The organism is Salinicola sp. 4072 (assembly GCF_036663415.1).
Taxonomy (GTDB): domain Bacteria; phylum Pseudomonadota; class Gammaproteobacteria; order Pseudomonadales; family Halomonadaceae; genus Salinicola; species Salinicola salarius_A.
This window is the reverse complement of the sequence record NZ_JAXOVV010000029.1, coordinates 1-24,306: the sequence shown is the minus strand read 5'-3', so window position 1 is coordinate 24,306 and position 24,306 is coordinate 1. Positions and strand designations below refer to the sequence as shown.

Below are 24,306 nucleotides of genomic sequence, written 5' to 3'. Positions count from 1 at the left end.
TGTTTCGTCATCCGCCCATGAGCGGGTCGGTGAAGCCGAAGACGTAGAACGCCAGCAGGCCGATGATGCCGGCGAACAGGCAGTAGTAGAGCGTCGGCAGGATCGTCTTGCGCAGCGTCGTGCCTTCCCGGCCGAGCAGGCCGACGGTAGCCGAGGCCGCCACCACGTTGTGGATCGCGATCATGTTGCCTGCGGCAGCGCCCACGGCCTGCAGCGCAACCATCATCGCGGTGGAGACGCCCAGCACTTCGGCCACGTTGAACTGGAAGGCCGACAGCATCAGGTTGGAGACGGTGTTGGAGCCGGCGATGAAGGCGCCGAGCGCACCGACCGCCGGGGCGAACAGCGGGTAGATCTGGCCCACGCCGTCGGCGACCAGTTGCGCCATGGCGACTGGCATCGAGACCAGATCGGACTCGTTGACGCCGGAGTTGATGAGGATTCGCACCATCGGGATCGTGAACAGCAGCACGAAGCCAGCACCGAAGATGGTCTTGGAGGACTCTACGAAGGCAGCCTTCACCTGCGGGGCGCGCATACGATGCAGGAAGATCGTGCAGATCACCGCGATCAGGATGATGCCGCCGGGTAGATAGAGCCATTCGACGCTACCGGAGACACCCGCCTCGCCGAGAATGTTGCTCCAGCCGGTGCTGATCGATGACAGCGCCGCCTTGACCGAAGGCACGGTGCGCGAGATTACCAGCAGGATGGCGACGATGACGTAGGGCATCCAGCCACGCAGGGTGGACATCGGCGCGCGGCCGGCTACGTCGTCGACCTTGATTTCGATCTTGCCCAGCCACTCTTCCGGCCATTTCGAGCGTTCGGGGAAATCCCAGGTGTCCTTGGGCAGCAGGAAGCCCTTGCGCGCCGCCGGCACCACGATCGCCAGGCCGATCAGACCGCCCAGCAGCGACGGGAATTCCGGCCCCAGGAAGACACCGACCAGCATCGAGGGCACCACGAAGCTGACACCGACGAACAGCGCGAACGGCGTGATCGACAGTCCTTCGCTCCAGGAGCGGTTCTCGCCGAAGAAGCGCACCATTACGATGACCAGGATCAGCGGCATGAACACGCCGATGATGCCGTGGGTGATGACGACTTCGGAGGTGATCAGGCGGAAATAGGTTTCCCAGGTCGAGCCGTTGGCGGTGAGCTGCTCGGTGATCGCCGACTGGTTCACGCCGCCGGTGACACCGACCACGATCGGCGTGCCCACGGCGCCGAACGAGACCGGCGTCGACTGCAGCATCATCCCGACCACCACGGCGGCCAGCGCCGGGAAGCCCAGCGCCACCATCAGCGGGGCGGCCACGGCGGCGGGGGTGCCGAAGCCGGAGGCACCTTCGATGAAGCAGCCGAACAGCCAGGCGACGATCAGTGCCTGGACGCGGCGGTCCGGGCTGATGCCGGAGAAGCCGTTACGGATCGCCATGATGCCGCCCGAGTGCTTCAGCGTGTTGAGCAGCAGGATGGCACCGAAGATGATCCACAGCAGCGAGACGGTCATGATCAACCCCTGCAGCGTGGAAGCCAGCACGCGGGTGCCGGTCATGTCCCAGGCCAGCAGTGCGATCAGTACCGCGACGACGAATACGATCGGCATCGCCGTGCGCGCCGCCATGCGGAAGCCGATCAGCAGAACCCCCGCCAGCACCAGTGGCAGGAAGGCAAGCAACGAGAGAAGCGTTTGATCCATATCGAAAGCCCCTGAGTCATTATTATCAGCGTCGGTTGTCGCCAGGGCGGCCGTCGCTGGGTGGCGATGGCGCCTGTCTATCGCCTGTCCAACGGGATATCGGCCTCCTCCGATACCCGGCCCGCGGCGATTGAATCGGAAGATAACCATAGAACGTGTCACTGCCAATCGTGGTTAATTGGTATTACCATCGCAGGCGGAGGATCGAAACTGTATTTCAAGTTGCTGAATGTAAAGGGTTTATCCAGTCGTTGGCAGGATGAAATCGGCGGACGGGCGGCGTTGCGCTGCGACTAATGGACATCGCCGCCTGCCCGGAGGCGAGCGGCGATAGTGGTATGGAAGGAGGAGAAAACGAAGGGGGCGCGCATTCATCGGGTTTGACGGCTTATCTTCCCTTGGACATGCTGCTCGGACCTGGGCAGTGACAACCGAATCTGATGAGGAGTGTGACATGAGCCGCAAGATGTTCGATCTGTGCGGGCGTGACGAACGCCTGCGATTTTCTCCCTACTGCTGGCGGGTCAAGTATGCGCTGGCGCATAAAGGGCTCGATTGCGAATTCGTACCGTGGAAGTTCACCGACAAGGAGGCGCTCGCCTTCTCCGACCAATCGAAAGTGCCGGTGCTGGTGGATGGCGACCAGACGGTGACCGACAGCTACGAGATATTCCGCTATCTCGATCGTGTCTATCCCGACAAGCCGCTGCTGGGGGACGGCGTGGCCGAGGCGCGGGCGCGCTTCTTCAAGTTCTACGCCGAGCGTTCGTTGGCGCCGGGCATCATGCGCACCATCCTGATGGACGTGTTCAACGCCGTGCATCCCGATGACTGCGAGTATTTCCGCACGACCCGCGAAAAGGCGTTCGGCCGCACGCTCGAGGAGATGCATTCGCCGAGCCAGGGGCTGTCGATGCTCGACAAGGCACTGGAGCCGATGCGCGGACGGCTGGACGAGTCGCCGTTCCTGGAAGGCGACGAGGCCGGAGCTTCCGATTACCTGGTCGTGGGCGCGTTCATGTGGGCGCGGGTCACCTCCGCTGCCGATCTGATCTCCAACGCCGACCCGGTCTACGCCTGGTTCCAGCGCATGCTGGATCTGCATGGCGGTGTCGGCCGCGAGGCGACGCGGATCGTCGATATCGAAGGGGCGTTCGCCGACTGAGCGCCGCTTTTGTCGAGTGCCGGGCGATGTCGAGCGAGACGTCGCCCGGCGCAAGGCCTATCCTGACAGCATCCGGCTTACCGCCGGTCGTCACGACAGGAGCCTGTGATGATCGATCTCTACTACTGGACGACCCCCAACGGTCACAAGATCACGCTTTTTCTCGAGGAAGCGGGGCTCGACTACCGGATTCATCCGGTCAATATCGGCAAGGGCGAGCAGTTCGCGCCTGAGTTTCTCGAGATCGCCCCCAACAACCGCATCCCCGCCATCGTCGATCGCGCCCCGGCCGACGGCGGCCAGCCGCTGTCGCTGTTCGAGTCCGGTGCGATTCTCGAATATCTGGCCGACAAGAGCGGCAAGTTTCTGCCCAAGAGCGGGCGCCAGCGCTACCGCGTGCTGCAGTGGCTCTATTGGCAGATGGGCGGGCTGGGGCCGATGGCGGGCCAGAACCATCATTTCCGTAACTACGCGCCGAAGAAGATCGATTACGCCATCGAGCGCTATATCAACGAGACCTCGCGGCTCTATCGCGTGCTCGACAAGCAGCTCGACGACAACGACTTCGTCGCCGGCGACGACTACTCCATCGCCGACATGGCGATCTGGCCGTGGATCAAGCCCTACGAGAAGCAGGGCCAGGATCTGGAGGATTATCCTAGCCTGCAGCGCTGGTTCGAGCGGGTCGGCGCGCGCGAAGCGGTCATTCGCGCCTACGAGAAGGCCGAGGAGATCAACCCGCAGAACAACGTGGAAATGACCGACGAGGCGCGCAAGCACCTGTTCGGGCAGCAGTAGCGCCAGGGCAGTAACGCCAGGTTTGGCAACGTTTACGTCTATGTCTACGTCTACGACAACGCCGGCTTCGGCCGGGGTTGTCGTTTTGCATTCTAGGCGGCGAAAAATTCCCGAACCTGACGGAAGGCGGTAGAGAAATACAGCTCGTAGGTGTCTTTCTCGACGAAGCCGATATGCGGTGTCGCCAGCACGCGGGGGTGGGCCTGGTAAGCGCTGGCGCCCTCGGGCTCGTTCTCGTACACGTCCAGCGCCGCCGCGCCGGGACGGCCGGCATCTAGGGCGTCGAGCAGGGCGCCGGGGCGGATCAGCTCGGCACGGCTGGTGTTGACCAGCAGGGCATCGGCGCGCATCGCCGCCAGATCCGCCGGGGTGATCATGCCGCGGGTGTCGCCGTTGAGCTTGAGATGCAGGCTGACCACGTCGCAGCGGGCGAGGAAGGCGTGACGATCGGGCTCGAACGCCACGCCCAGCTCGAAGGCGCGACCGGCGCTGCCCTCTCTTCCGTGCGCGACGACCTCCATGCCGAATGCCTGGGCATAGCCGGCGACCCGGCTGCCGATCTTGCCCAGTCCCCAGATCCCCAGCGTGCGCCCGTGAACGGCATGGCCCAGCGACTCCGCTTCCAGGCGCTCGTTGGTGCGCTGCCAGTCGCCCTCGGCCTGTCGGGCGAGATAGCCGCCCAGACGGCGGCAGCCCGCCATGATCAGCAGCCAGGTGAGTTCCGCCGGCGCGATCGGAGAGCCGCCGCCATCGCGCACGGCGATACCCAGCTCCTCGCAGGCGTCGATATCGATGGCCGAGGAGAGGCGCCCGGTCTGGACCACCAGCTTGAGCCGCGGCAACTGCATCAGCAGTTCGCGGGTCAAGGACGTGCGCTCGCGGATCAGGATGATCGCATCGCTATCCGCCAATCGGGCGGGCAGGGCGTCGTCGTCGAGATGCTGATGTTCGATGTCCAGGCGCACGTCGCTGCCGTCGAGTTCATGGACGGCGTCGAGAAAGGCACAGCATCCCTGATAGTCGTCCAGCACCGTAACCGTTATCGACATGACAGCTCCTCGAGATGATGGCGTTGTCGCATTGTTGGCACTTTCGCCATCGGCTGTCGAGTCGCTTTCACCGTCTTCGGTTGCCGGTCTCCGGTTCAACTCTCTTCCCGTTCCAGGAACTTGCGTACCCGCTCGGTACTGGGGTTGGTGAAGAAGGTCTCCGGATCGGCCTTTTCGATGATCAACCCCTTCTCCAGAAACACCACCTGATCGGAGACGGCGCGGGCGAAGGCCATCTCGTGGGTGACGATGACCATGGTGTAACCCTCGGCGGAGAGATCCTTGATCACCGACAGCACCTCGCCGACGAGCTCCGGGTCCAGCGCCGATGTCGGCTCGTCGAACAGCATCACCTGCGGTTGCATGGCCAGCGCCCGGGCGATCGCCACGCGCTGCTTCTGGCCGCCGGAGAGCGTATTGGGGTAGGCATCGGCCTTGGGCGACATGCCCACCTTCTCCAGCAGCTCCCGCGCGTGGGCTTCGGCCTCGGCCTTCGATTTGCCGAGCACGTGGATCGGCGCTTCGGTGACGTTGTGCAGCACGTTGAGATGCGGCCACAGGTTGAAGCTCTGGAACACCATGCCGGTGCGAGCGCGTACCCTGGCCAGCTCGCGCACCGGCATCGGCCGACCGGCATCGTTGACGCCGATGCGCTGGCCGCCGATATGGATGCTGCCGCGGTCGGGCTGCTCCAGCCAGTTGATGCAACGCAGCAGTGTCGACTTGCCGGAGCCGGACGAGCCCAGGATCGTCACCACGTCGCCCTCGCGCACCTCCAGATCCACGTCGCGCAGGACCTCGACGCCATCGAAGCTTTTCGAGAGATGGCGGATCGACACCGCGATCTGCTCGGGGGCGGTCATCCGGGAGGCGGAGATTTCAGGCATGGCTTTCTCGGCCCCGGCTTTCTCGGAATCGGTCTTATCGGTGGTGGTCGTCTCGGACACGGCTTTCTCGGACGTGTTTTTCTCAAACATGGTCGAATCCCCGTTTGGCGCTGAAGCGGCCACATTGCTTGATGATGATTTCCATGACCACGCTGACCGCCCAATAGAAGCCGATGACCACGATGAAGGCCTCGGTGGGAATGAAATAGGTGCCCGACAGGCTGTTGGCGGCGGCGGTCAGCTCGCGCACGGTGATGATCACCAGGAAGGCGGTGTCCTTGAGTGCATAGATCAACTGATTGCCCAGCAGCGGCCGGGTCTGCATCACGATCTGGGGCAGAATCAGGCGGAAGAACATCTTGCCCTTGGTGAAGCCGTGGGCCTTGGCGGCTTCGACCTGACCGGGCGGAAAGGTCAGTCGCGCGCCGCGGAATATCTCGGCGAAGTAGCAGCCGTGGTAGACCGCCAGTGCCCCGACGCCGGACCACCAGGCATCGAGACGAATATCGAACGCCGGCAGGCCGTAGTAGAGCAGATAGGCCAGGATCAGAAACGGCAGCATCCGCATGCCGTCGATGAACACCCGCAGCGGCACGGTCAGGCGGGGTCGGCTGCCCTCCAGCAGATAGAGCATCCCGCAGCCGATCACGAACGCGGCGCTGACCGACAGGCCGAAGATCTCCATCGTGCTCAGGAATCCGCTCCAGAACTGATCGCGGGCGCTCCACAGAATTTCCCAGTTACTCATGACGCTTCCTCACCGTCCTTTTCTCACGTGGCCAGCCGGTTGGCGCGGCGTTCGGCCAGCCGCTGCAGCCAGACCAGACAACCGATCGCTGCCATGTAGAGCGCGCAGGCGACGAGGATCGGTGGCAGGGGTTCGTAGGTCACCGCGGAGATGCGGTTGGTGACGCGGGTCAGGTCGACGATGCCGATCACCGCGATCGCTGGGCTGCCCTTGATCAGAAACGACATCTCGTTGATCAGGCCGGGGAGGCTCGTGATCATCATCTGCGGCAGCATGATGCGCCGGAAGGTGACCCACGGCGTCATGCCGGCGGCCATGGCCGCTTCGCGCTGTTCGCGGGAGAAGTTGCGGAAGGCGCTGCGCCAGATCTCGGCGTTGAACGCCGTGGTGTTGAGCGTCAGCGCCAGAATGCCGGCAACGTTGCGGTCGAGGTTGAGTCCGAAGGTCGGGGCGCTGAGGAAGATGAACAGCGCCAGGGTGACCAGCGGCGTGGCGCGGGCGAGGCTGATGTAGAGGACCAGGATCTGGTCGACGACAGGAATGCGGGCAATGCGGATCAGGGCCAGGATCAGGCCGGCCGTCACCCCCAGGGCGATCGATACGCCGGAGATCCAGACGGTCGTCCAGGCGCCTTCCAGCAGCATTTGCCAGGCACTGGCGTTCATGGGCGGCTCCCGAAAGCCTGAGAATGGGAATGGCGCCGCGTGGAGTCCGCGGCGCCGCTACCGATGTGGCGCGTCATGCGATGTGACGGGTCAGGCAGCCGGGATCAGTCGTCCAGGCCGGCCAGTTCGTGGAACTGATCGACGCTGGTCAGCGGCTCGGTGGGCAGGTCGGGGAAGCTCTCGCCGAACCATTTTTCCTGCAGTTCGGCCAGGCGTCCGGTCTCGCGCATGTGATCGAGGAAGCCGTTCATGTACTCGAGCAGTTCCGGGCTGTTCTTCGGAATCGGCCAGGAGACGTAGCCGGCACCGGAAACCGCCGGGCCCTTGGCGAAGACGTCCGGCTTGGAGGCGACCAGGGTGTTGACCGGCACGGCGGAATCGATGACGAAGTCGAGACGGCCATTGGCCAGATCGGCGAAGGCTTCGGGGTAGGATTCGTACTGCACCACCTCGCCCAGCTCGCCGTCGTTGTCCTCGAGCATCTTCTTCAGTTCCGGCAACCGCGACAGCAGCACGCTGCCTGCCTGTACGCCGAGCGTCTTGCCGCTCAGATCGGCAACGCTCTCGATACTGTCGTCGCCGACACGCTTGATCGCAAAGTGCTGGGCGGAGGCGTAGGGCGCGGTGTAGTTGAACACCCGCAGGCGCTCATCGGAGACCGACGCGCCGGTCAGCGCCATGTCGTACTGGCCGGTAGAGACGGCGGCCAGCAGGCCGGTCCAGGGCAGGATGTCCTGGCGGACCTCGAAGTCGGCGTAGTTGCGCAACTCCTCGAGCATGTCGGTGTTGAAGCCCTTGGCGTTGCCGTCCTCTATGAAGTTGAACGGCGCGTAGTTGTCCTCCGTCGCCACGCTCAGGTAGCCGCGGCTTTCGATCTCGGGCAGGTCGGCGGCGAAGGCCGTCAGCGACAGGGTCGACAACGACAGCGCCACCAGCGTACCGGCCATGGCCTTGGCAGCGAGGCTGGGCAGGTGGAAGGCGTTCGGTTTACGGGTCGGGAAGCGCATCATGGAATACACCCTCTCGTTATTGTTGGCGATGGTGATTGCGTACCGTGACCCCACCCTAAAGAATCCCGAAGCGGTTGCTATAGAGCCAGTTGACGAACTTCGGCTGGCCAGATCGCCGTTGCTGCCGGCAAATCAGTCGAGCGCCTTGAGCATCGAATCTGTCAGCGAGGGCGCACTTTCGTCGCGCGTCTTTGGTCGTATTACATACAAGCGTGTTTGTAACGGCCCGCTCTGGCGCTTTTTAATATCCTTTTTGGTATCGAAATAAAGAAATACATATATTAGCGAGGATGACATCGTCGCCCCTACGCTTCGCAGGCTCAACAAGTCTTCGGGGGCCCGCGATGCGTAATGCCAAGCTCAGCGTGATCGAGAAGATTGGTTTCGGCATGGGAGATGCCGGCAACAACATGACCTTTGCCGCCGTGGTCATGTATCTCTCCTATTTCTATACCGATGTCTACGGCATCTCGCCGGCCATCGTGGGTACCATCTTCATTTCCATGCGCTTCGTGGATGCCATCACCGACCCCCTCATGGGGGCGCTCGCGGATCGGACCCGCAGCCGCTGGGGGCGTTTCCGTCCCTACATACTGTTTGTTCCCGTGCCTTTGGCCGCTTCCTGTGTACTGATGTTCACCACCCCCGACTGGTCGGAGTCGGCCAAGATTGGCTACGCCTTCGCCACCTATTTCGCGATGTCGCTCCTCTACACGGCGGTGAACATTCCCTACTGCGCGCTGGGCGGTGTGATCACCGACGATCACCGCGAGCGGGTATCGTTTCAGTCCTGGCGCTTCATCCTGGTTGGCGTGGCCTACCTGATTCTCAACAGCAGCCTGATGCCGCTGGTCGAACTGCTCGGCGGTGGCGACGAGGCCCAGGGCTTTCAGTACACCATGGCGATCATGTCCGTGATCGCACTCGCCATGTTCGGCTTCTGCTTCTCCACGGTCAGAGAACGCATCCAGCCGCCCCCCAAGCAGCAGGAACACCTGATGACAACGCTCAAGGCGTTAGCCAAGAACGAGAAATGGCGGATCATCCTTGGCATCACCTTCCTGCAGGCATTGCAGTTCTTCCTGCGTCAGGGTGCGGCGATCTACTTCGCCACCTACGTATTGGGCTTGGGGGCTACCGGCATTTCCGTGTTCGTGACTTCCGGAGTCGTCGGAAAGATCGCGGGCACCGCCATTTCAAGCTGGTGCAGCAACCGCATCAGTAAGCGCAGCGTTTTTCTGGCAAGCACCTGCGCCCTGATTCTGGCCTCAGTGATGCTCTATCTAGTGCCTGGCAGTTGGGTTCTGCTGGCGACGGTGTTGTTCGTGATCGTCAATTTCTTGCACGGCATCGGTACGCCGATCTCCTGGGCACTGATGGCGGATGCCGAAGACTACGGTGAATGGAAAACCGGCACCCGCAATACCGGGGTTTCCTTTGCTGGCAATCTGTTCTTTCTCAAGCTTGGCCTCGCTTTTTCCGGAGGGATGATCGGCTACCTGCTCTCCTGGGGGGGATACCAAGCCGGCGTTGAGCAGCAAAGCGCCGACGCCCTTAACGCCATCAGCCTGATGCTGACATTGATACCCGCTGTCATCAGCGCCGTTCTGGCCGTCGCCATCTGGCTCTTCGGTCTCGACGACCGCACCATGGATGCCATTCGCCGTGATCTGGATATCCGCAAGCGCGACAACGACGTCGACGATATTGACTCCCAGACGTCCCCGGCCACGGGCTCCGCCTTTTCCTGACTTCAAGCCAAGGAGATCATCATGCATACCCGCGTCACCCTGCACCGCGACTTCGTCATCAGCGAGATCGACGACCGCCTCTACGGCGCCTTCCTCGAGCATATGGGCCGAGCCATCTATAGCGGTATCTACGAACCCGGCCACCCCGAGGCGGATGACAACGGTTTCCGTCGCGACGTGCTGGGCATGGTCAAGGAACTCGCGCCGCCCATCGTGCGCTATCCGGGCGGCAACTTCGTCTCCGCCTACAACTGGGAGGATGGTATCGGCCCGCGCAAGGAGCGCCCGGTACGCCTCGACCTGGCCTGGCACAGTCGCGAATCCAACCAGATCGGCATTCACGAATTCGCCGACTGGTGCGAGCTGGCCGGCATCGACATGATGCTGGCGGTCAATCTCGGCTCACGCGGTATCGACGCCGCCCGCAATTTCCTCGAATACGTCAACCACCCCGAAGGCAGCGCCTGGAGCGACCTGCGGATTCGCAATGGCCGCGAGACGCCGTGGAACGTCAAGCTGTGGTGCCTGGGTAACGAGATGGACGGCCCCTGGCAGGTCGGCCACAAGAACGCCGATGAATACGGGCATCTCGCCAATGAGACCGGCAAGGCCCTGAAGGCCTACGACAGCAGCCTCGAACTGGTCGCCTGCGGCTCCTCCAACCCCGACATGGCCAGCTACCCCGAGTGGGAAGCCACCGTGCTCGACCACTGTTACGAGACGGTCGACTACATCTCGCTGCACATGTACTTCACCAACTACGCCGACGACCTGGGCGGCTACCTGGCGCTCAGCGAAAAGCTCGACCGCTACATCGGCTCGATCGCCGGCGTGATCGACTACATCAAGGCCAAGAAGCGCTCCCAAAAGAACGTGCACATCTGCTTCGACGAATGGAATGTCTGGTATCACAGCACCGAGCGCGACAAGCGCATCCTGCAGGGCAAAGACTGGCCTTTCGCGCCGGCGATCCTCGAAGACGCCTACAACGTCGAGGACGCGTTGCTGATCGGCTGCGTGCTCAACACCTTCATCCGCCGTTCCGACCGCGTGCGCATCGCCTGCATCGCTCAACTGGTCAACGTCATCGCCCCGATCATGACCGAAAGAGATGGCGGCGCCTGGCGCCAGACGATCTTTTATCCGCTCTATTTCGCTTCCCGCTTCGGCCGTGGCAAGGCCCTGCGACTGGCCATCGACAGCCCGACCTATCCGGTGGATGAGCTCGGCGACGTCCCCTATCTCGACGTTTCCGCCGTGCACGACGAGGCGCACGAGGCCATCACGTTGTTCATCGTCAACCGCCACCCCAGCGATTCGCTCGAGCTCGCTATCGACCTGGGCGGTTTCACGTCCTGCCGGATCGTGGACTATCAGAGCATCGACTATCCCGACATGAAGGCTGCCAATAGCGCCGAGCAGCCCGAGCATATTCGGCCCGCGCCCGGCCAGGGGCTCACCGTCGATGGCACGGCACTCGAGGGCAAGGTCGCAGCGCTGAGTTATCACATGGTGCGTCTGGAAGTGGCCGGGTAAGACGTATCGAAAATCGCGGACATCGTTGCCATCTTGCGCGCCGGCACAGAGCAGAGCATAGCGTAGCGAGTTGATGAAGTAGCTGATCGACGAGAAAGGAACTGGCGCAAATCTTGCAGCGTACAGAGTTCAGCCATGAGGCGGGAACTCGGCATGCTCGATCACTATTTTCATCTCGACTTCGATGCCCGGCGCGGTTTGCAGGAACAGCTGCGCGAGGCGCTGCTGGATGCCATTCATACCGGGACGATTCCGACCGAGGAGGCGTTGCCCTCGTGTCGCAAGCTGTCCCTGCAGCTCGGTATCTCGCGCAACACGGTGGCGCTGGTGTACGAGGGGCTGGTGGAAGACGGTTATCTGGTCAGCCGACCGCGCAGCGGCTACTACCTGCACGATGCCTACCATGAACCCGATGCACTGGAAACGGGCCGCGGCATGCGCGACGAGGTGGTGGATGCACCATCCTGGGGCAGTCGATTCACCCATCGGCCGAGCCATCTGCAGGGTGTCCTGCGCCCCAGCAACTGGATGAACTACGAATTTCCCTTCGTCTACGGTCAACTGGATACCCGGCTGTTTCCTCTGGAGCAGTGGCGCGAGACGTCGCGCCGGCTGCTGGGCGGACGGCGCGAGCGCCATTGGCTGAGCGACCGCTACGACCAGGACGATCCGATGCTGGTCGAACAGCTGCGTACCCGGGTGCTGCCCAAGCGCGGCATTCATGCCCGTAGCGACGAAATCCTGATTACCCTCGGCTCGCAGAATGCCCTGTTTCTGATCGCCCAGCTGCTGTTCGACGCGCGGACACGAGTGGCGATGGAAAACCCTGGCTACCGGGAAGCGGCCAACGTCTTCCTGCGCCAGGGCGCCCGGCTGAGCTACCAGTCTATCGATGGCGAGGGCATGTGCCTGGACGCGGCGGCGGCGAAGAGCGACTACCTCTACGTGACGCCCAGCCACCAGGGGCCGACCGGGGTGACCATGAGCCGCCGTCGGCGCGAGGCGCTGATCGAGCAGATCCAGCGCCGCGATCAGATCGTGCTGGAAGACGACTACGATGCCGAGGTCAATTTCGATCGCCATGCCCAGCCGGCACTGAAGGCGAGCCGGGCCGGCTCCCGCGTGATCTACATGAGCAGTCTGTCGAAGCCGCTGTCGCCGGGGCTGCGACTGGGCTACGTGGTGGCCGATGCCGAACTGATCGAGGAGCTGCGGGCGTTGCGCCGGCTGATGTACCGCCACCCGCCTTCCGGCCTGCAGCAGCAGTTGGCGCAGTTTCTCTCCCAGGGCCATTACGATCGCTATCTGCGGCTCTTCGCCGACGAGATGCGCCATCGCTGGGAGATCATGGATGCCGCCATCGGCCGGGATCTGCCCGACTGCCGCCGGGTTGGTGGAGATCATGCCAGCGTGTTCTGGCTGGAAGCGCCTAAATCGGTGGATACCCAGCGACTGGCCTGGCAGGCCGCGCAGCATGGCGTGCTGATCGAGCCCGGCTTCCAGCACTTCTTCGATCAGGCACCGCCGCGCAACTACATGCGGCTGGGATTCGGTGCCATCGACGCCGAGCGCATCGCGCCGGGGATCGCCCGGCTGGCCCGCGCGTTCGGCTAGGTTTCTACGCCAACCCCTTGTACGCGTCCAGACGACAGCGACCGGCCAGAGCCGGTCGCTCATCCTGCCTTGCGAAGCTGCTCAGCCAGCCGAAAACTCGCCCAGCACCTGGTCGAGGATGCCTAGACCCTCGGCGACTTCCGCTTCGCTGACAATGCACGGCGGCACGACGTGAATGCGGTTCTCGACCACGAACGGCAGCAGGCCCTTGGCGATCAGCGCGTTCTTGATCGCGCCCATCCGGTCCGCCGGCAGCGGCGCCCGGGTCTGGCGATCGCTGACCAGTTCCAGCGCGTGGAAGACGCCGAGACCGCGGGTTTCACCGACGATGGCATGATCCCGTGCCAGCTGCTGCAGCCCCGCAGCCAGCGGGCCATTGCCGACGCGCTCGGCGTTTTCCACTACGCCTTCCTCGGCCATCGCATCCAGCGTGGCGACGATGGCGGCCATGGCCAGCGGATGACCGGAATAGGTCAGGCCGCCAAAGAACATGTGATCATCGAAATGGCGGCTGATCTCGTCGGAGATGATCACGCCCCCGGCCGGCACGTAGCCGGAATTGACGCCCTTGGCGAATACGATCAGGTCCGGCCTGGCGTCGAAGTGCTCGAGGGCGAACCAGCGCCCGGTGCGGCCGAAGCCGGCCATGACTTCGTCGAAGATCAGCAGGATGCCGTACTGGTCGGCCAGCCGGCGGACACCCTCCATGTAGCCCTTAGGGGGAATCAGCACGCCGGCGGTGCCGGGAATCGACTCCAGTAGAATCGCGGCGATGGCGTTCGGCCCTTCGCATTCGATCACCCGCTTCAGATGCTGCAGCGCACGCTGGCACTCTTCTTCCTCGTTGCCGGCCCAGAAATCGCTGCGGTAGAGAAAGGGGTTGAAGAAGTGGGCGTGGCCGCGGGCGAATTCGTTGGGCACGCGGCGGGGATCGCCGGTGGCGACGATGGCCGAGCCGGTATTGCCGTGATAGGAGCGGTAGGCCGACAGGATCTTGTCGCGGCCGGTCACGCTGCGCGCCATGCGCATGGCGTTTTCGTTGGCATCGGCGCCGGCGTTGGTGAAGAACACCTTGCCGAAGCCGGAGGGCGCCCGATCGAGAATGCGCCTGGCCGCCTCGCCGCGCGCCAGATTGGCGTGCGCCGGCGCGATGGTGGTCAGCTGCTCCGCCTGTGCCTGGATGGCGGCGATCACCTTGGGGTGTTGATGACCAATGTTGGTGTTGACCAGCTGACTGCTGAAGTCCAGGTACTCCTTGCCATCGTAGTCCCAAAGCCGGCATCCCTTGCCACCGGCGATCACCAGCGGCGACAGGTTGCCCTGCGACGACCAGGAGTGGAACACGTGCTGGCGGTCGAGCTGGTGGACATACGCGTTGGAAACATCGTCGTTGACGAGGGTGTCGGTCATGGCAGGGTTCCTGTTGTTTGGCGTTGCTGACGAGCGTCCACGGTGGCTGGCCGGCATCGATATCGACTTCGACGAGATGATGACTGGCGCATCCGGACGTTCGTTCGAACGATGGCGTTCACTGACGCGATTCAAGACTAGGGGGCGATGGGCGGATCGCGTAGAGCCAGAATTCGGCGGCGCTCGTGACAGCAGTGGGAGATGTCCCGATACGGAGGCCGAACTGGCCCTACCCGGCGGCCGGGAGGCTGGGTATGGTGCTCGCTCGATGTCGACCGGTCGGTGCCAGAGTTGGAGGCGCCGGATGAGCCGATACGAGTAGATCTGAAAAGGGGAGGGCTGGCCAGCGTGATGTCGTCGATGCCGATGCTGTGGCCGGCCGTGGGACTGGCCTGTTTTGCTGGCGTGGTCCGAGGCTACTGCGGGTTCGGCTTTGCCATGTTGCTCGCGTTGGGGCTGATGCTGTTCCTGCCGCCGGTGGAGGCGGTGCCGCTGGCGCTGCTGCTCGATCTGGTCACCAGTATCGGCCTCTGGCGGCGTGCCGGACGGCTGGCCGACTGGCCCCGCCTTCGGCGGCTACTGTGTGGCATGGTGGTGGCGACCGTCGTCGGCGTGAGCGTGATGGCGACGCTGCCGGCCACGCCGATGCGGATCGCGGTGGCCCTGCTGGCGCTGGCCGGCGCCATGGCGTTGCTGTTGCGGCGTGATCCGCGCTCCGTGAGTGACGAGCTCGAGCCGGACCCGACCGGGCGCGACGCGAAGGGAGGCGGCTGGCCGAGCGTGATGGCCGGCGGCGTTTCCGGGCTGTGCATGACGCTGGCCTCGTCCGGCGGGCCACCGCTGATGCTCTATCTGCTTCACCGGCGACTGGGGCCGACGACGCTGCGGGCCACGGCGATCGTGTTCTTCGCGGCCAGCAGCATGGCCTCTCTGGTCGGATTGGGGCTGGCGGGCGAACTCGGACGGGAGACGCTGCTCCGCGGAGCCTGGCTGCTGGTGCCTGCCCTGATCGGCAATGCGCTGGGACAGTGGGCTTTCGAACGCTCGAAGCCACGTTCGATGAAAGTCACCGTGGCGCCGCTGCTGATCGCGCTGTCGGTGTGGGTGCTGGCCCGTGAAGCCGGCTATGGTTAGGCCCCGTTCCGCCAACGGGTACACAGCGTCGAGCGCTGACTGTCGCTCGGCCATCGAAGTCTGACGAGGAGAAATACTGTGAGCGATGTCGTTTTCATCACCGGGGCCACTTCCGGGTTCGGCCGTGCGGCTGCCCATCGTTTCGCCGAAGCCGGCTGGTCGCTGGTGCTGTCCGGCCGTCGTGGCGAGCGCCTGGAGGCGCTGAAGGCCGAACTGGCTGACAAGGTGGCAGTTCACACCATCGTGCTCGACGTGCGCGACGATGCGGCCGTGCAGCAGGCCGTCGATACGCTGCCGGAGAACTTCAAGCGCGTGCGCACGCTGGTCAACAACGCTGGCCTGGCGCTGGCGCCGCAGCCGGCGCAGAAAGTCGCGCTCAAGGACTGGCACACCATGATCGACACCAACGTGACCGGTCTGGTCAACGTGACCCACGCGCTGCTGCCGACGCTGATCGAAGTCGGTGAGGGTGCTACGATCATCAATGTGGGCTCCATCGCCGGCCAGTGGCCCTATCCGGGCAGCCACGTCTACGGGGCTTCCAAGTCGTTCGTCAAGCAGTTCAGCTACAACCTGCGCTGCGACCTGCTGGGGACCGGCGTGCGGGTGACCGATCTGGCGCCGGGTATTGCCGAAACCGAGTTCACCCTGGTGCGCACCGGCGGCGATCAGACGGCATCCGACAATCTCTATCGTGGTACCACGGCGCTGACCGCCGAGGACATCGCCGAGCAGATGTTCTACATCTCGACATTGCCGCCGCACATCAACTTCAACCGCCTGGAAGTGATGCCCACGCGCCAGGCCTGGTCGGCCTTCGCGATCGATCGCGACGATTGATGGCCGTCCGAGCCCCGCAGCGATAGCGGTGGCGGCATGAAAAGGCTCGAGCCTGTCGACGACAGGCTCGGGCCTTTCCTTTCAAGCGGCTTTTGTCAGCGCTGGTCCCGGTGCCTTGGCGTCAGTCGTGCCGAGACGCCGGGTGCCAACTCAGGCCGTGGGGTTCTGTTCGATCCCCTGAACGTACCAGGGCGCGCCGTCACGCAGGGAGCGCTTGAGGTGCCAGGTTTCGTTGAACTCGGTCTCTTCGCCGTTTTCGTCGAGCACGCCATGGAACAGGACCGTCGCTTCGGCCTCGTCCTTGATCTCCTGCACGCTGCCCAGTTCGGCGAACAGGCGCACGATCTCGGTGCGGTTGTTGGCCGGCTGCGCCATGCGTTCCGCTTTCAGCAGGTTGTAGAGCTCGGGCGTGACGTACTCCTGGATCTGGCTGAGGTCATTGTTGTCCCAGGCGCGCTGGAGCGTGGTGAAATGCTCCTTGGCACCGGTCAGGAAGCGTTCGCGATCGAACCAGGCTGGTTCGGTGGCGATGCCGCCGGTGTGTGTTCCCGCGGCGTTGCCGCCTATGAACGGCGTCGGCTGGGCGCTGTTGTCTTCCCGCATCGTGTCGTTGGGCTGGCCGCCGTCGCGATGGCCGGCCGTCGCATGCCGCCGACGGCCCGCAATGAGCCGGAAGGCGATGAACGCCACCAGCGCGATCAGCAGCATGTCGAGCATCCGGAAGCCGTCGAAGGCGCCGCCGAAGAACAGCGATGCCAGCAGGCCGCCGGCCAGCATCCCGGCCAGCGGGCCGGCGAAGCGGGAGAGTCCGGCGCTCGGCTGGCGTGGCGGTGCCGAGGCGTTGCTGCGCGTGGTGGTCGGCGTCGGCTGTTGAACCGAGCGCGAGTAGGAACCGAAACTCTTGCCGCCGCCGAGACGGCGCGCCTCGGCGTGGTCGACTGCGGCGCTGAAACCGAGCAGGCCGACCATAATCATGACGAGCAGATGTCGCATGGCTTTCTCCTGAAATCGTTGTCCTGGACGAGTGACGGACCTGCATGGCACCGTTCGGGCGCACTCGTTGCTGCGAGCATTATCGCAGATCGTCATGAATGGAAGCTGAATGCCGGGAGGCCCGGGCTGCTTCTTTAGTCGCGTCTATCGAGTCTGGCCGCCTGGTCTAGTCACGATCCTGCTCGCGACGGCGGAAAACCGGCTTGTCCGGCTTCGACTCTTCCGGCGAGTATCGGTAGCCGGCCACGTCGAATTCGGTCAGAGCTGAAGGCTTCTCGACCCGTTCGCGTATCAGCCAGGCCGCCATCAGCCCCCGGGCCTTCTTGGCATAGAAGCTGATGATCTTGAACTGGCCGTTCTTCTCGTCTCTGAACACCGGGGAGACGACATCGGCCTCGAGCCGCTTGAAATCGATGGCCTTGCTGTACTCGTTGGAGGCGAGGTTGACCAGAGTCGAACTGCCGCTGGCGGCGACCGCCGCGTCCAGATCCCGGGTCAGCCGGTCCTGCCAGTAGGCGTACAGGTCCTTGCCTGCGGCGTTCTCCAGCCGGATGCCCATTTCCAGGCGATAGGGCTGGATCAGATCCAGCGGTCGCAGCATGCCGTAGAGGCCGGACAGAATCCGCAGGTGATCCTGCGCGAAGGCGTTGTCGGCGTCGCTGAAGGTGGCGGCTTCCAGACCGACGTAGACGTCGCCCTGGAAGGCCTGTGCCGCGGGCTTGGCGTTGTCCATCGAGAACGGCGTCTGCCACTCGGCATAGCGCGCCGCGTTGAGTCCGGCCAGCTTGTCGCTAATGCCCATCAGTTCCGACAGCTGCTGGGGTGAGTAGCCGCGCAGGATCTCGATCAGTGCCCGACTCTGATCGAGATAGTCGGGTTGGGTGACGTCCCGTGTCGACGAGGGCGTTTCGAAGTCCAGCGTCTTGGCCGGAGAGATGATGCTGAGCATGGCGCGCTTATCCGTATGGGAAACGTTGCGTTATCGACTGCCGTCGCTGGCGGGCGTCAGGGGCAGGGGTTGGAGATTCTTCGGTGCACCGCTTCGATCGCGTCGAGCACGTCGTCGGAGAGTTCGAGCGAGTCGCTGTCGATGTTGGCATCGAGCTGTTCGAGGGTGGTCGCACCGATGATGTTGCTGGTCACGAACGGTCGTGAGGTCACGTAGGCCAGCGCCATCTGGGCCGGGTCCAGGCCGTGCTCGCGGGCGATGTCGACGTAGGCTCGGGTCGCTTCCTCGGCCAGCTCGGAGGTGTAGCGGGAGAAGCGCTCGAACAGAGTCAGGCGGCCCTTGGACGGCTTCTGGCCGTCGAGATATTTTCCCGAAAGCACGCCGAACGCCAGCGGCGAGTAGGCCAGCAGGCCGACGGCCTCGCGATGGGCGATTTCGGAAAGGCCCACTTCGAAGCTGCGGTTGAGCAGGTTGTAGGGGTTCTGGATGCTGGCGACGCGTGGCAGGCCCTGGGTCTCGGCCAGGTGCAGGCAGCGCATGACGCCCCAAGGGGTGTCGTTGGAAAGCCCGATGGCGCGGATCTTGCCGGCATCGACGGCGTCCTTCAGCGCGCCGAGGGTCTCTTCCAGCGGCGTGGCATCGCTGTCGTCGCCCGGCAGGTAGCCCAGCTGACCGAAGCAGTTGACGTGGCGATCGGGCCAGTGGAGCTGATAGAGGTCGAGGTAGTCGGTCTGCAGGCGCTTCAGGCTCGCGTCCAGGGCCTGGTGAATCTGTTCGCGGGTATGCCGCGGCCCGCCCCGCAGGTGTTCCATGCCACGTCCGGCACCCGCCGCCTTGCTGGCGATGATCAGGTCGTCGCGCTTGCCACGCTTTTGCAGCCAGCTGCCGATATAGGCTTCGGTGCGGCCCTGCGTCTCGGGCTTCGGCGGCACCGGATACATCTCGGCGGCGTCGATGAAATTGATGTCGGCGGCGATGGCACGGTCGAGCTGTTCGTGCGCTTCGGCTTCGGTGTTCTGCTCACCGAACGTCATCGTGCCGAGACACAGGCGCGAAACCTGCATGTCGGTCTTGCCTAAGGGGCGTCGCTGCATGTTGCACTCCAGGTTGAAATGGCCCGATCGAGACAAACCATGGGGACGAAAAATGGGCTGAAAATCGTATGTTACTGGCGCCGTCGTGAGGCGGCAAACCGGGCCTGGAAGCCGGGGGTTGAGTCGCCGCCCGGGCAGGCGTATTCTTGCGGCCTTTCGCCGCCCGGCCCCCCGGCCGAGTGCGCCTGTGAAAGGTCGATTCCGACGCGCCATAGAGCGTTGCCTGACGTTGCGGTAGTAGGTGTTGCGGCAATGTAGTAGGTGTTGCGGCAATAGAGAACAAGAGCGTCCAGATCGACACGGTAGTTCGGACCGTCAATGGGTCCCAGTTTCCAGGGTCACTGTCAGTTATGCCACAGACGTTTTCTTTCTTTACGCGTTTCGAGTTTCATCTGGCGACGCAGCTTAGCCATACGCGCTGGATGACACGCTCGCCGAGCAAGCAGCGCCTGATGTTGCGCTGGTTCAAGCGCTGTGCCGATGCTGGCCATGTGCCGGCTCGCTCGCTCTACGGCCGAGTGCTGATGCACCGCGGGATATCCCCGAGGGACAAGTCGACCGGCGCGCGCTACGTGCTGCAGGCGGCACAGCAGGGCGACCGTCACGCCCAGTACCAGGCCGGCCGCATCTACGAGCTGGGTTGCTCGCAGTATCAGCCCAGCGTTCACCATGCGGTGACCTGGTACGCTCGCGCCGGCGAGAATGGTCATGTTCGGGCCGCGGAGCGCCTGGCCGATGCGTATCGTCGCGGCGAGCTCGGCTTGCCGCACGACCCCGCCCGCGCGGATGAATGGCAGCGCTGGGCGCGCAATCTGGCTGAAGATGGTCCCAACGGCGAGACGCCCGTCGCGCTCGCCACGCACTGAGAGCCCGCAACCGTCGGCGCATCCTGCGTACCCCGCCATCGTCACGGTGTCGGGGTGAAGTTACGCCCCAACGCTGTCATGATGATGCCTCATCGGCGTCGCAAGATGAGACGGCATCATGGAGAGGGAGCCCGCAACGTGTTGCTGCCCACCCTGCTAGACATCGAAGCATCCGGCTTTGGCCGTGGCAGTTATCCCATCGAGATCGGCCTGGCCCGTGCCGATGGCAGCCGCTGTGCATTCCTGATTCAGCCGGTACGGGAGTGGACGCACTGGGATCCCAAGGCGGAACTGCTACACGGCATTTCCCGGGCGCGCCTGACGCGTGAAGGTCATCCGCCCATCGAGGTCGCGCGCTGGCTCAATGACGAGCTGGCGGAGAGCGGTATCGCCTACAGCGACAGCTGGGGCTACGACAACACCTGGCTGTCGCTGCTGTTCGATCAGGCCGGCATGCTGCCGCGTTTTCGACTGGAAGCGCTGCGGCGGATACTGAGCGAGACACAGACCGAATGCTGGGCCAGGACCAAGGCCCGGATCGCCGAGCGACACGATATTCGTCGCCACCGTGCCGGTGACGACGCCCGCCTACTGCAGTTGACCTACAAGGCCACGTTGAACGTCGAATAGCGCTCCGGCGCCGTACTGTTATCAAGGAACGTATCGCGTCGAGCGTGGCCGGTCGGTGCGGTTTCATCCCTCTCCGCTGACGCTGAGCAGGATCTTGCCGGTGTTGCGATTGTCCGAAAGGTGCTGCATCGCCGTCTCCGCTTCCTGAATGGGCCAGGTAGCGGCAATCAGCGGTTTGATCTCTCCGCTGGTCAGTTTGGGCCAGACGTGCGCATACAGCGCGTCGAGAATCGCACCCTTGGCCTTCGTCGAGCGGGAACGCAGGGTCGAACCGATCAGGCGCTGACGCTTGACCAGCATGCGACCCAGGTTGATCTGCGCTTCCACGCCACCCATCAGGCCGATGAGAACCAGTCGGCCATCGGCGTTCAGCACGGCCAGATCCTGAGCGATATAGTCGCCTCCCACCGGATCGAGAATCATGTCGGCGCCGCCCCACTCCTTGACCGCTTCGACGAAGCTGCCATCGTGCCGATTCCAGCCGGCATCGGCGCCCAGCCGGTAACAGGTTTCCAGCTTGTCGGCGCTGCCGGCGGTCACGAAACAGGGGTTGCCGAACACGCGGCAGAGCTGGATCGCCGCCGTGCCCACGCCGCTGGCGGCAGCGTGCAGCAGGACGCGCTGGCCGGTCTGAACCGCCCCTTCCATGTAGAGATTGAGCCAGGCGGTCGCGAAGACTTCCGGCAGCGCGGCGGCTTCACGTAGCCCCAGACCCTGGGGGATGGGCAGAACCTGCGCTTCGTTGACCACGACCTGCTCGGCATAGCCGCCGCCGGCCAGCAGGGCGCAGACGCGGTCGCCCTTGCGAAAGCGCTCGACACCCCGGCCGACTTCGCTGATCGTGCCGCTGACTTCCAGCCCCGGAATCTCGGATTCGCCCGGCGGCGGTGGATAGTTGCCGCCACGCTGCATCAGGTCGGCGCGGTTCATTCCCGCCCAGGCCACATCGATCCGCACGTCGCTGGCGCCCAGCGGGCCGAGGTCGTCGTGTTCGCGCCAGATCATCCGTTTGTCTTCGATGGCGATGGCATGCATTCCCAATCCTCCTTGACGGATACGTTACCGGTGCTCGAACCGCGTCGTTCAAGCGTCGTGATTTCTCAGTCTGGCATCTTCGGCCAAGGCGATCCAGCAGGGTTTCGATATCGGCCTCGGCGAACAGCGTGCGGCGGGTGGCGACATCGAGAAAGCCGTGTTCGACGGTAGTGTCGAGGAAGGTCAGCAGCGGCGAGTAGAAGTCGGCGACATTGAGCACGCCGATCGGTTTGTCGTGCAGGTCGAGGTAGCGCCAGGTCCAGATCTCGAACAGCTCCTCCAGCGTACCGATACCGCCGGGCAGGGCGATGAAGGCATCGGCATGCGCGGCCATGGCCGCCTTGCGTTCGTGCATGTTGTCGACCCGGATCAGCCGGGTCAGGCCATGGTGCGAGACTTCGCGCTGCACGAGATGTTCTGGCATCACGCCGATCACTTCACCGCCTTCGGCTAGGCAGGCGTTGGCCAGCCGGCCCATCAATCCGTTACGGGCGCCGCCATAGACCAGGCCCCAGCCGCGTCTGGCGATCGCCGCGCCGAGTGCGTCCGTCGCTTCGGCGAAACGGGGATCTTTGCCTTCACGCGAGCCCAGATAAACACAGATTTGCACGCTATCGCTCCTGGAAAACGAATGATGAAAGAGAGAACGGAGAATTCCCTGTGATCACGGAATGCTGGCTGCGACGTCATGCTCTGCGTCGAGCCAGCGGCCGATGGCGTTGTCGCCGCAGAGATGGTGAGCGTACTGCGTATGCAGGCAGCGCACCTGATCCCAGTTGGTGATTCCGCCGACGCCGCGCTCGCGCATCAATTGCGAATAGCCGCGTTTTTCTACCGCTTCACGCTGCTCATCGGTCATGAAATCCCAGCGCTGTCTCACGTAATCGGCGTGGCTCTGGTGATAGCTTGCCAGCCATTCGGAGTCCTGCTGCAGTCGGGCTTCCAGTTCCTTGATCACGCCACTGGCCTCGAGTCGTGACAGCACCACCTTGAGACGCTCGCAAGAGAGCCAGTAGAGCGTCGGGAAGGGCGCGTCGTCGACGATCGGCGCCATGCGCAGGACCAGCGGCCGGCCGTGACTGTCGGTGGCGGCAACCGCTTCGAGACCTCGGGGCGGGCGGCCCAGCTGTTCGGTGATGATCGCCAGTTGGGCGTCAGTCGGTATCTGATTGGTGTGAATCACCATGGGAGGAATCCAGTATGACCTTGTTGGAACGAGCCACGGCGCGATAGAAGGCCTGGCTCAGCTGCATCGGCGTGGGCGAGTAGAGATAGTCGCGCAGCAGGTAGTCGCGGGCGCGTTCGACCAGCACGGCGTGCAGTCGATTGAACGGCGCATCATAGTCGTAGGGATCGGGACCCGGCAAACGCAGATGCGGATAGTCGGCCAGGCGCTCCATGAAGTAGTGCTCCAGCACTCGCTCGATGGCACGATGGCGATCGAGATCGTCAGGATCGATCCACAGGTCGAAGTCTATCGACATGCGAAAGGTCAACCGCGCCGGGCCAGGGCCGCAGTGCGAGCTGCGGTCAGGGCGATCAGGTCGCTCGGCGCCAGCGACAGTTCGAGGCCGCGCCGGCCCCCGCTGACGTGCATCGTCTCCATGGCCGTGGCGCTCTCGTCGATGAAGGTCGGCAGACGTTTCTTCTGACCCAACGGGCTGATGCCGCCGACCAGATAGCCGGTGGTGCGCTCGGCCACCGGGGCCTCCGCCATGCGCGCCTTGCGTGAGCCGGCGGCCTTGGCCAGCGCCTTGAGATCCAGCGTGGCGTCGACAGGCACCAAGGCGACCACCAGGCGCCCGTCGTCGAGCTGGGCGAGCAGTGTCTTGAACACGCTGGCAGGCGGCAACGACAGCGCCTGGGCGGCATCGAGACCATAGGAGTTGTGGGAGGCCGCCTCCGATTCACTACCCAGTTCGTAGCTGGTGACCTCGTGGGCCACACCGCGTGATTCTAGCAGGCGGATCGCGGGCGTCATGGTGCGATTCCCGTTCCGGTCGAGACGGGTTGCGGAAAACCCGAAGGTGTTTCTAAGCTGACCACGCGATGGAGACTCCTTGCCGATGGTGACTGACGATGACATGGCGGGCTGCGAGGTGACCGAGCGTTGCGCGCTGCGCGAACGTGCCGCGCCGTTGACGCGTCATCATCTCATCCCTAGAACGTTGCACCGCAAACCGCGCTATCGCAAGCGCCTTGGGCGCGATCTGATGCAGATGGCCATTCTCTGGGTCTGCCGACCGTGTCATTCCCACCTTCACCGGACATTGAGCGAGCGCGAGCTGGCCGACCATTATCCCGCCTCATTCACGAGGGTGCTGATTGAGCGGTCTGAAGGTACTGACTGGTGGCATCGCTTATCAGGATCGGCTTCTTCAGCGCGAATAGCTGTTGAGTAATGCCAAAACGCTGAAATTTCCCCGC

At 63.8% G+C, this 24,306-nt stretch carries 24 protein-coding genes and 1 pseudogene; 10 read left to right on the top strand and 15 right to left on the bottom strand.

The genetic code is table 11. The features are described 5' to 3' along the window. Window positions 1-7 precede the first annotated feature (7 nt). Window positions 8-1,705 (bottom strand): L-lactate permease, encoded by a 1,698-nt coding sequence (locus R3F72_RS16135; protein ID WP_332780175.1) that lies wholly within the window; start codon window positions 1,703-1,705, stop codon window positions 8-10. Window positions 1,706-2,159: 454 nt separating this feature from the next. Between R3F72_RS16135 and R3F72_RS16130 the strand changes: the two genes are divergently transcribed. Continuing rightward, window positions 2,160-2,870 (top strand): glutathione S-transferase N-terminal domain-containing protein, encoded by a 711-nt coding sequence (locus tag R3F72_RS16130; protein WP_332780174.1) that lies wholly within the window; start codon window positions 2,160-2,162, stop codon window positions 2,868-2,870. Window positions 2,871-2,978: 108 nt separating this feature from the next. Continuing rightward, window positions 2,979-3,668, top strand: coding sequence for a glutathione binding-like protein (locus tag R3F72_RS16125; RefSeq protein ID WP_332780173.1), 690 nt, complete (start codon window positions 2,979-2,981; stop codon window positions 3,666-3,668). A gap of 92 nt (window positions 3,669-3,760) precedes the next feature. Here R3F72_RS16125 and R3F72_RS16120 read toward each other — a convergent pair whose 3' ends face one another. The 5 genes from R3F72_RS16120 to R3F72_RS16100 all read right to left on the bottom strand — a co-directional run bounded on the left by R3F72_RS16120 (window position 3,761) and on the right by R3F72_RS16100 (window position 8,027). Next, entirely contained in the window at window positions 3,761-4,717 is a 957-nt protein-coding gene (locus R3F72_RS16120) for a D-2-hydroxyacid dehydrogenase family protein (protein WP_332780172.1), read from the bottom strand. Between the two features lie 95 nt (window positions 4,718-4,812). Beyond that, complete coding sequence (locus R3F72_RS16115) at window positions 4,813-5,580, bottom strand: amino acid ABC transporter ATP-binding protein (RefSeq protein WP_087717810.1); 768 nt, start codon at window positions 5,578-5,580, stop codon at window positions 4,813-4,815. Between the two features lie 106 nt (window positions 5,581-5,686). Then, window positions 5,687-6,352, bottom strand: a complete 666-nt coding sequence (locus R3F72_RS16110; RefSeq protein WP_087717557.1) for an amino acid ABC transporter permease — start codon at window positions 6,350-6,352, stop codon at window positions 5,687-5,689. Between the two features lie 23 nt (window positions 6,353-6,375). Beyond that, entirely contained in the window at window positions 6,376-7,017 is a 642-nt protein-coding gene (locus tag R3F72_RS16105) for an amino acid ABC transporter permease (RefSeq protein WP_087717558.1), read from the bottom strand. A gap of 104 nt (window positions 7,018-7,121) precedes the next feature. Next, entirely contained in the window at window positions 7,122-8,027 is a 906-nt protein-coding gene (locus R3F72_RS16100) for a transporter substrate-binding domain-containing protein (RefSeq protein WP_256960977.1), read from the bottom strand. On the opposite strand from R3F72_RS16100, the gene R3F72_RS16095 reads away from it, so the two are divergent. The 4 genes from R3F72_RS16095 to pdxR all read left to right on the top strand — a co-directional run bounded on the left by R3F72_RS16095 (window position 8,026) and on the right by pdxR (window position 12,928). Further along, window positions 8,026-8,295, top strand: coding sequence for a hypothetical protein (locus tag R3F72_RS16095; RefSeq protein WP_276232710.1), 270 nt, complete (start codon window positions 8,026-8,028; stop codon window positions 8,293-8,295). The two genes, R3F72_RS16100 and R3F72_RS16095, sit on opposite strands and share 2 nt — an antisense overlap. Before the next feature lie 76 nt (window positions 8,296-8,371). Further along, window positions 8,372-9,778, top strand: coding sequence for an MFS transporter (locus R3F72_RS16090; RefSeq protein ID WP_276232709.1), 1,407 nt, complete (start codon window positions 8,372-8,374; stop codon window positions 9,776-9,778). 21 nt (window positions 9,779-9,799) lie between these two features. Then, on the top strand, window positions 9,800-11,314 hold the full coding sequence (gene arfA / locus R3F72_RS16085; RefSeq protein WP_332780171.1) for an arabinosylfuranosidase ArfA: 1,515 nt from the start codon (window positions 9,800-9,802) through the stop codon (window positions 11,312-11,314). A gap of 135 nt (window positions 11,315-11,449) precedes the next feature. Next, entirely contained in the window at window positions 11,450-12,928 is a 1,479-nt protein-coding gene (gene pdxR, locus R3F72_RS16080) for a MocR-like pyridoxine biosynthesis transcription factor PdxR (RefSeq protein WP_256960979.1), read from the top strand. Window positions 12,929-13,009: 81 nt separating this feature from the next. Here the strand turns inward: pdxR and R3F72_RS16075 are convergent, their stop codons facing one another. Next, window positions 13,010-14,338, bottom strand: a complete 1,329-nt coding sequence (locus tag R3F72_RS16075; protein ID WP_332780170.1) for an aspartate aminotransferase family protein — start codon at window positions 14,336-14,338, stop codon at window positions 13,010-13,012. Between the two features lie 351 nt (window positions 14,339-14,689). Here R3F72_RS16075 and R3F72_RS16070 point away from each other — a divergent pair, with 351 nt between their 5' ends. Further along, complete coding sequence (locus R3F72_RS16070; protein WP_332780185.1) at window positions 14,690-15,472, top strand: sulfite exporter TauE/SafE family protein; 783 nt, start codon at window positions 14,690-14,692, stop codon at window positions 15,470-15,472. Window positions 15,473-15,550: 78 nt separating this feature from the next. Next, window positions 15,551-16,312: an SDR family NAD(P)-dependent oxidoreductase gene (locus R3F72_RS16065; protein ID WP_332780169.1), complete on the top strand. Its 762-nt coding sequence runs from the start codon at window positions 15,551-15,553 to the stop codon at window positions 16,310-16,312. 150 nt (window positions 16,313-16,462) lie between these two features. On the opposite strand, the gene R3F72_RS16060 is transcribed toward R3F72_RS16065, so the two are convergent. From R3F72_RS16060 to R3F72_RS16050, 3 genes are all read right to left on the bottom strand, one after another. Beyond that, on the bottom strand, window positions 16,463-17,305 hold the full coding sequence (locus tag R3F72_RS16060) for a Tim44 domain-containing protein (RefSeq protein ID WP_332780168.1): 843 nt from the start codon (window positions 17,303-17,305) through the stop codon (window positions 16,463-16,465). Window positions 17,306-17,471: 166 nt separating this feature from the next. Beyond that, window positions 17,472-18,254 carry a peroxide stress protein YaaA gene (gene yaaA / locus R3F72_RS16055; RefSeq protein ID WP_332780167.1) on the bottom strand — a complete coding sequence of 261 codons (783 nt, stop codon included), beginning with the start codon at window positions 18,252-18,254 and terminating at the stop codon, window positions 17,472-17,474. A 56-nt stretch (window positions 18,255-18,310) separates the two neighbouring features. Continuing rightward, complete coding sequence (locus tag R3F72_RS16050; RefSeq protein WP_332780166.1) at window positions 18,311-19,348, bottom strand: NADP(H)-dependent aldo-keto reductase; 1,038 nt, start codon at window positions 19,346-19,348, stop codon at window positions 18,311-18,313. Between the two features lie 350 nt (window positions 19,349-19,698). On the opposite strand from R3F72_RS16050, the gene R3F72_RS16045 reads away from it, so the two are divergent. Both R3F72_RS16045 and R3F72_RS16040 read left to right on the top strand, forming a co-directional pair. After that, the gene (locus R3F72_RS16045; RefSeq protein ID WP_087717568.1) at window positions 19,699-20,214 is read left to right on the top strand and encodes a tetratricopeptide repeat protein; all 516 of its coding nucleotides are present in this window, start codon (window positions 19,699-19,701) and stop codon (window positions 20,212-20,214) included. Window positions 20,215-20,352: 138 nt separating this feature from the next. Beyond that, on the top strand, window positions 20,353-20,844 hold the full coding sequence (locus tag R3F72_RS16040; RefSeq protein WP_332780165.1) for a 3'-5' exonuclease: 492 nt from the start codon (window positions 20,353-20,355) through the stop codon (window positions 20,842-20,844). A gap of 63 nt (window positions 20,845-20,907) precedes the next feature. Here R3F72_RS16040 and R3F72_RS16035 read toward each other — a convergent pair whose 3' ends face one another. The 5 genes and pseudogenes from R3F72_RS16035 to ybaK form a co-directional block, all read right to left on the bottom strand. After that, window positions 20,908-21,879, bottom strand: a complete 972-nt coding sequence (locus R3F72_RS16035) for an NAD(P)H-quinone oxidoreductase (protein ID WP_332780164.1) — start codon at window positions 21,877-21,879, stop codon at window positions 20,908-20,910. 85 nt (window positions 21,880-21,964) lie between these two features. Next, window positions 21,965-22,489 (bottom strand): annotated as a pseudogene (locus R3F72_RS16030) (TIGR00730 family Rossman fold protein); the annotation flags it as partial. Window positions 22,490-22,543: 54 nt separating this feature from the next. Then, a complete protein-coding gene (locus tag R3F72_RS16025; RefSeq protein ID WP_087717570.1) occupies window positions 22,544-23,065 on the bottom strand; it encodes a DUF501 domain-containing protein in 522 nt (173 codons plus the stop codon). After that, the gene (locus R3F72_RS16020; protein WP_087717571.1) at window positions 23,034-23,363 is read right to left on the bottom strand and encodes a hypothetical protein; all 330 of its coding nucleotides are present in this window, start codon (window positions 23,361-23,363) and stop codon (window positions 23,034-23,036) included. Before R3F72_RS16020 ends, R3F72_RS16025 begins: the two co-directional genes overlap by 32 nt. A gap of 8 nt (window positions 23,364-23,371) precedes the next feature. Continuing rightward, a complete protein-coding gene (gene ybaK / locus R3F72_RS16015) occupies window positions 23,372-23,860 on the bottom strand; it encodes a Cys-tRNA(Pro) deacylase (protein ID WP_087717572.1) in 489 nt (162 codons plus the stop codon). Window positions 23,861-24,306 lie beyond the last annotated feature (446 nt).

Bases quoted from the DNA above. Each gene is read 5' to 3' on its own strand.
- R3F72_RS16135 (WP_332780175.1), bottom strand. From the start codon at position 1,705: ATGGATCAAACGCTTCTCTCGTTGCTTGCCTTCCTGCCACTGGTGCTG.
- R3F72_RS16130 (WP_332780174.1), top strand. From the start codon at position 2,160: ATGAGCCGCAAGATGTTCGATCTGTGCGGGCGTGACGAACGCCTGCGA.
- R3F72_RS16125 (WP_332780173.1), top strand. From the start codon at position 2,979: ATGATCGATCTCTACTACTGGACGACCCCCAACGGTCACAAGATCACG.
- R3F72_RS16120 (WP_332780172.1), bottom strand. From the start codon at position 4,717: ATGTCGATAACGGTTACGGTGCTGGACGACTATCAGGGATGCTGTGCC.
- R3F72_RS16115 (WP_087717810.1), bottom strand. From the start codon at position 5,580: ATGACCGCCCCCGAGCAGATCGCGGTGTCGATCCGCCATCTCTCGAAA.
- R3F72_RS16110 (WP_087717557.1), bottom strand. From the start codon at position 6,352: ATGAGTAACTGGGAAATTCTGTGGAGCGCCCGCGATCAGTTCTGGAGC.
- R3F72_RS16105 (WP_087717558.1), bottom strand. From the start codon at position 7,017: ATGAACGCCAGTGCCTGGCAAATGCTGCTGGAAGGCGCCTGGACGACC.
- R3F72_RS16095 (WP_276232710.1), top strand. From the start codon at position 8,026: ATGGAATACACCCTCTCGTTATTGTTGGCGATGGTGATTGCGTACCGT.
- R3F72_RS16100 (WP_256960977.1), bottom strand. From the start codon at position 8,027: ATGATGCGCTTCCCGACCCGTAAACCGAACGCCTTCCACCTGCCCAGC.
- R3F72_RS16090 (WP_276232709.1), top strand. From the start codon at position 8,372: ATGCGTAATGCCAAGCTCAGCGTGATCGAGAAGATTGGTTTCGGCATG.
- arfA (WP_332780171.1), top strand. From the start codon at position 9,800: ATGCATACCCGCGTCACCCTGCACCGCGACTTCGTCATCAGCGAGATC.
- pdxR (WP_256960979.1), top strand. From the start codon at position 11,450: ATGAGGCGGGAACTCGGCATGCTCGATCACTATTTTCATCTCGACTTC.
- R3F72_RS16075 (WP_332780170.1), bottom strand. From the start codon at position 14,338: ATGACCGACACCCTCGTCAACGACGATGTTTCCAACGCGTATGTCCAC.
- R3F72_RS16070 (WP_332780185.1), top strand. From the start codon at position 14,690: ATGTCGTCGATGCCGATGCTGTGGCCGGCCGTGGGACTGGCCTGTTTT.
- R3F72_RS16060 (WP_332780168.1), bottom strand. From the start codon at position 17,305: ATGCGACATCTGCTCGTCATGATTATGGTCGGCCTGCTCGGTTTCAGC.
- yaaA (WP_332780167.1), bottom strand. From the start codon at position 18,254: ATGCTCAGCATCATCTCTCCGGCCAAGACGCTGGACTTCGAAACGCCC.
- R3F72_RS16050 (WP_332780166.1), bottom strand. From the start codon at position 19,348: ATGCAGCGACGCCCCTTAGGCAAGACCGACATGCAGGTTTCGCGCCTG.
- R3F72_RS16045 (WP_087717568.1), top strand. From the start codon at position 19,699: ATGCCACAGACGTTTTCTTTCTTTACGCGTTTCGAGTTTCATCTGGCG.
- R3F72_RS16035 (WP_332780164.1), bottom strand. From the start codon at position 21,879: ATGCATGCCATCGCCATCGAAGACAAACGGATGATCTGGCGCGAACAC.
- R3F72_RS16025 (WP_087717570.1), bottom strand. From the start codon at position 23,065: ATGGTGATTCACACCAATCAGATACCGACTGACGCCCAACTGGCGATC.
- R3F72_RS16020 (WP_087717571.1), bottom strand. From the start codon at position 23,363: ATGTCGATAGACTTCGACCTGTGGATCGATCCTGACGATCTCGATCGC.
- ybaK (WP_087717572.1), bottom strand. From the start codon at position 23,860: ATGACGCCCGCGATCCGCCTGCTAGAATCACGCGGTGTGGCCCACGAG.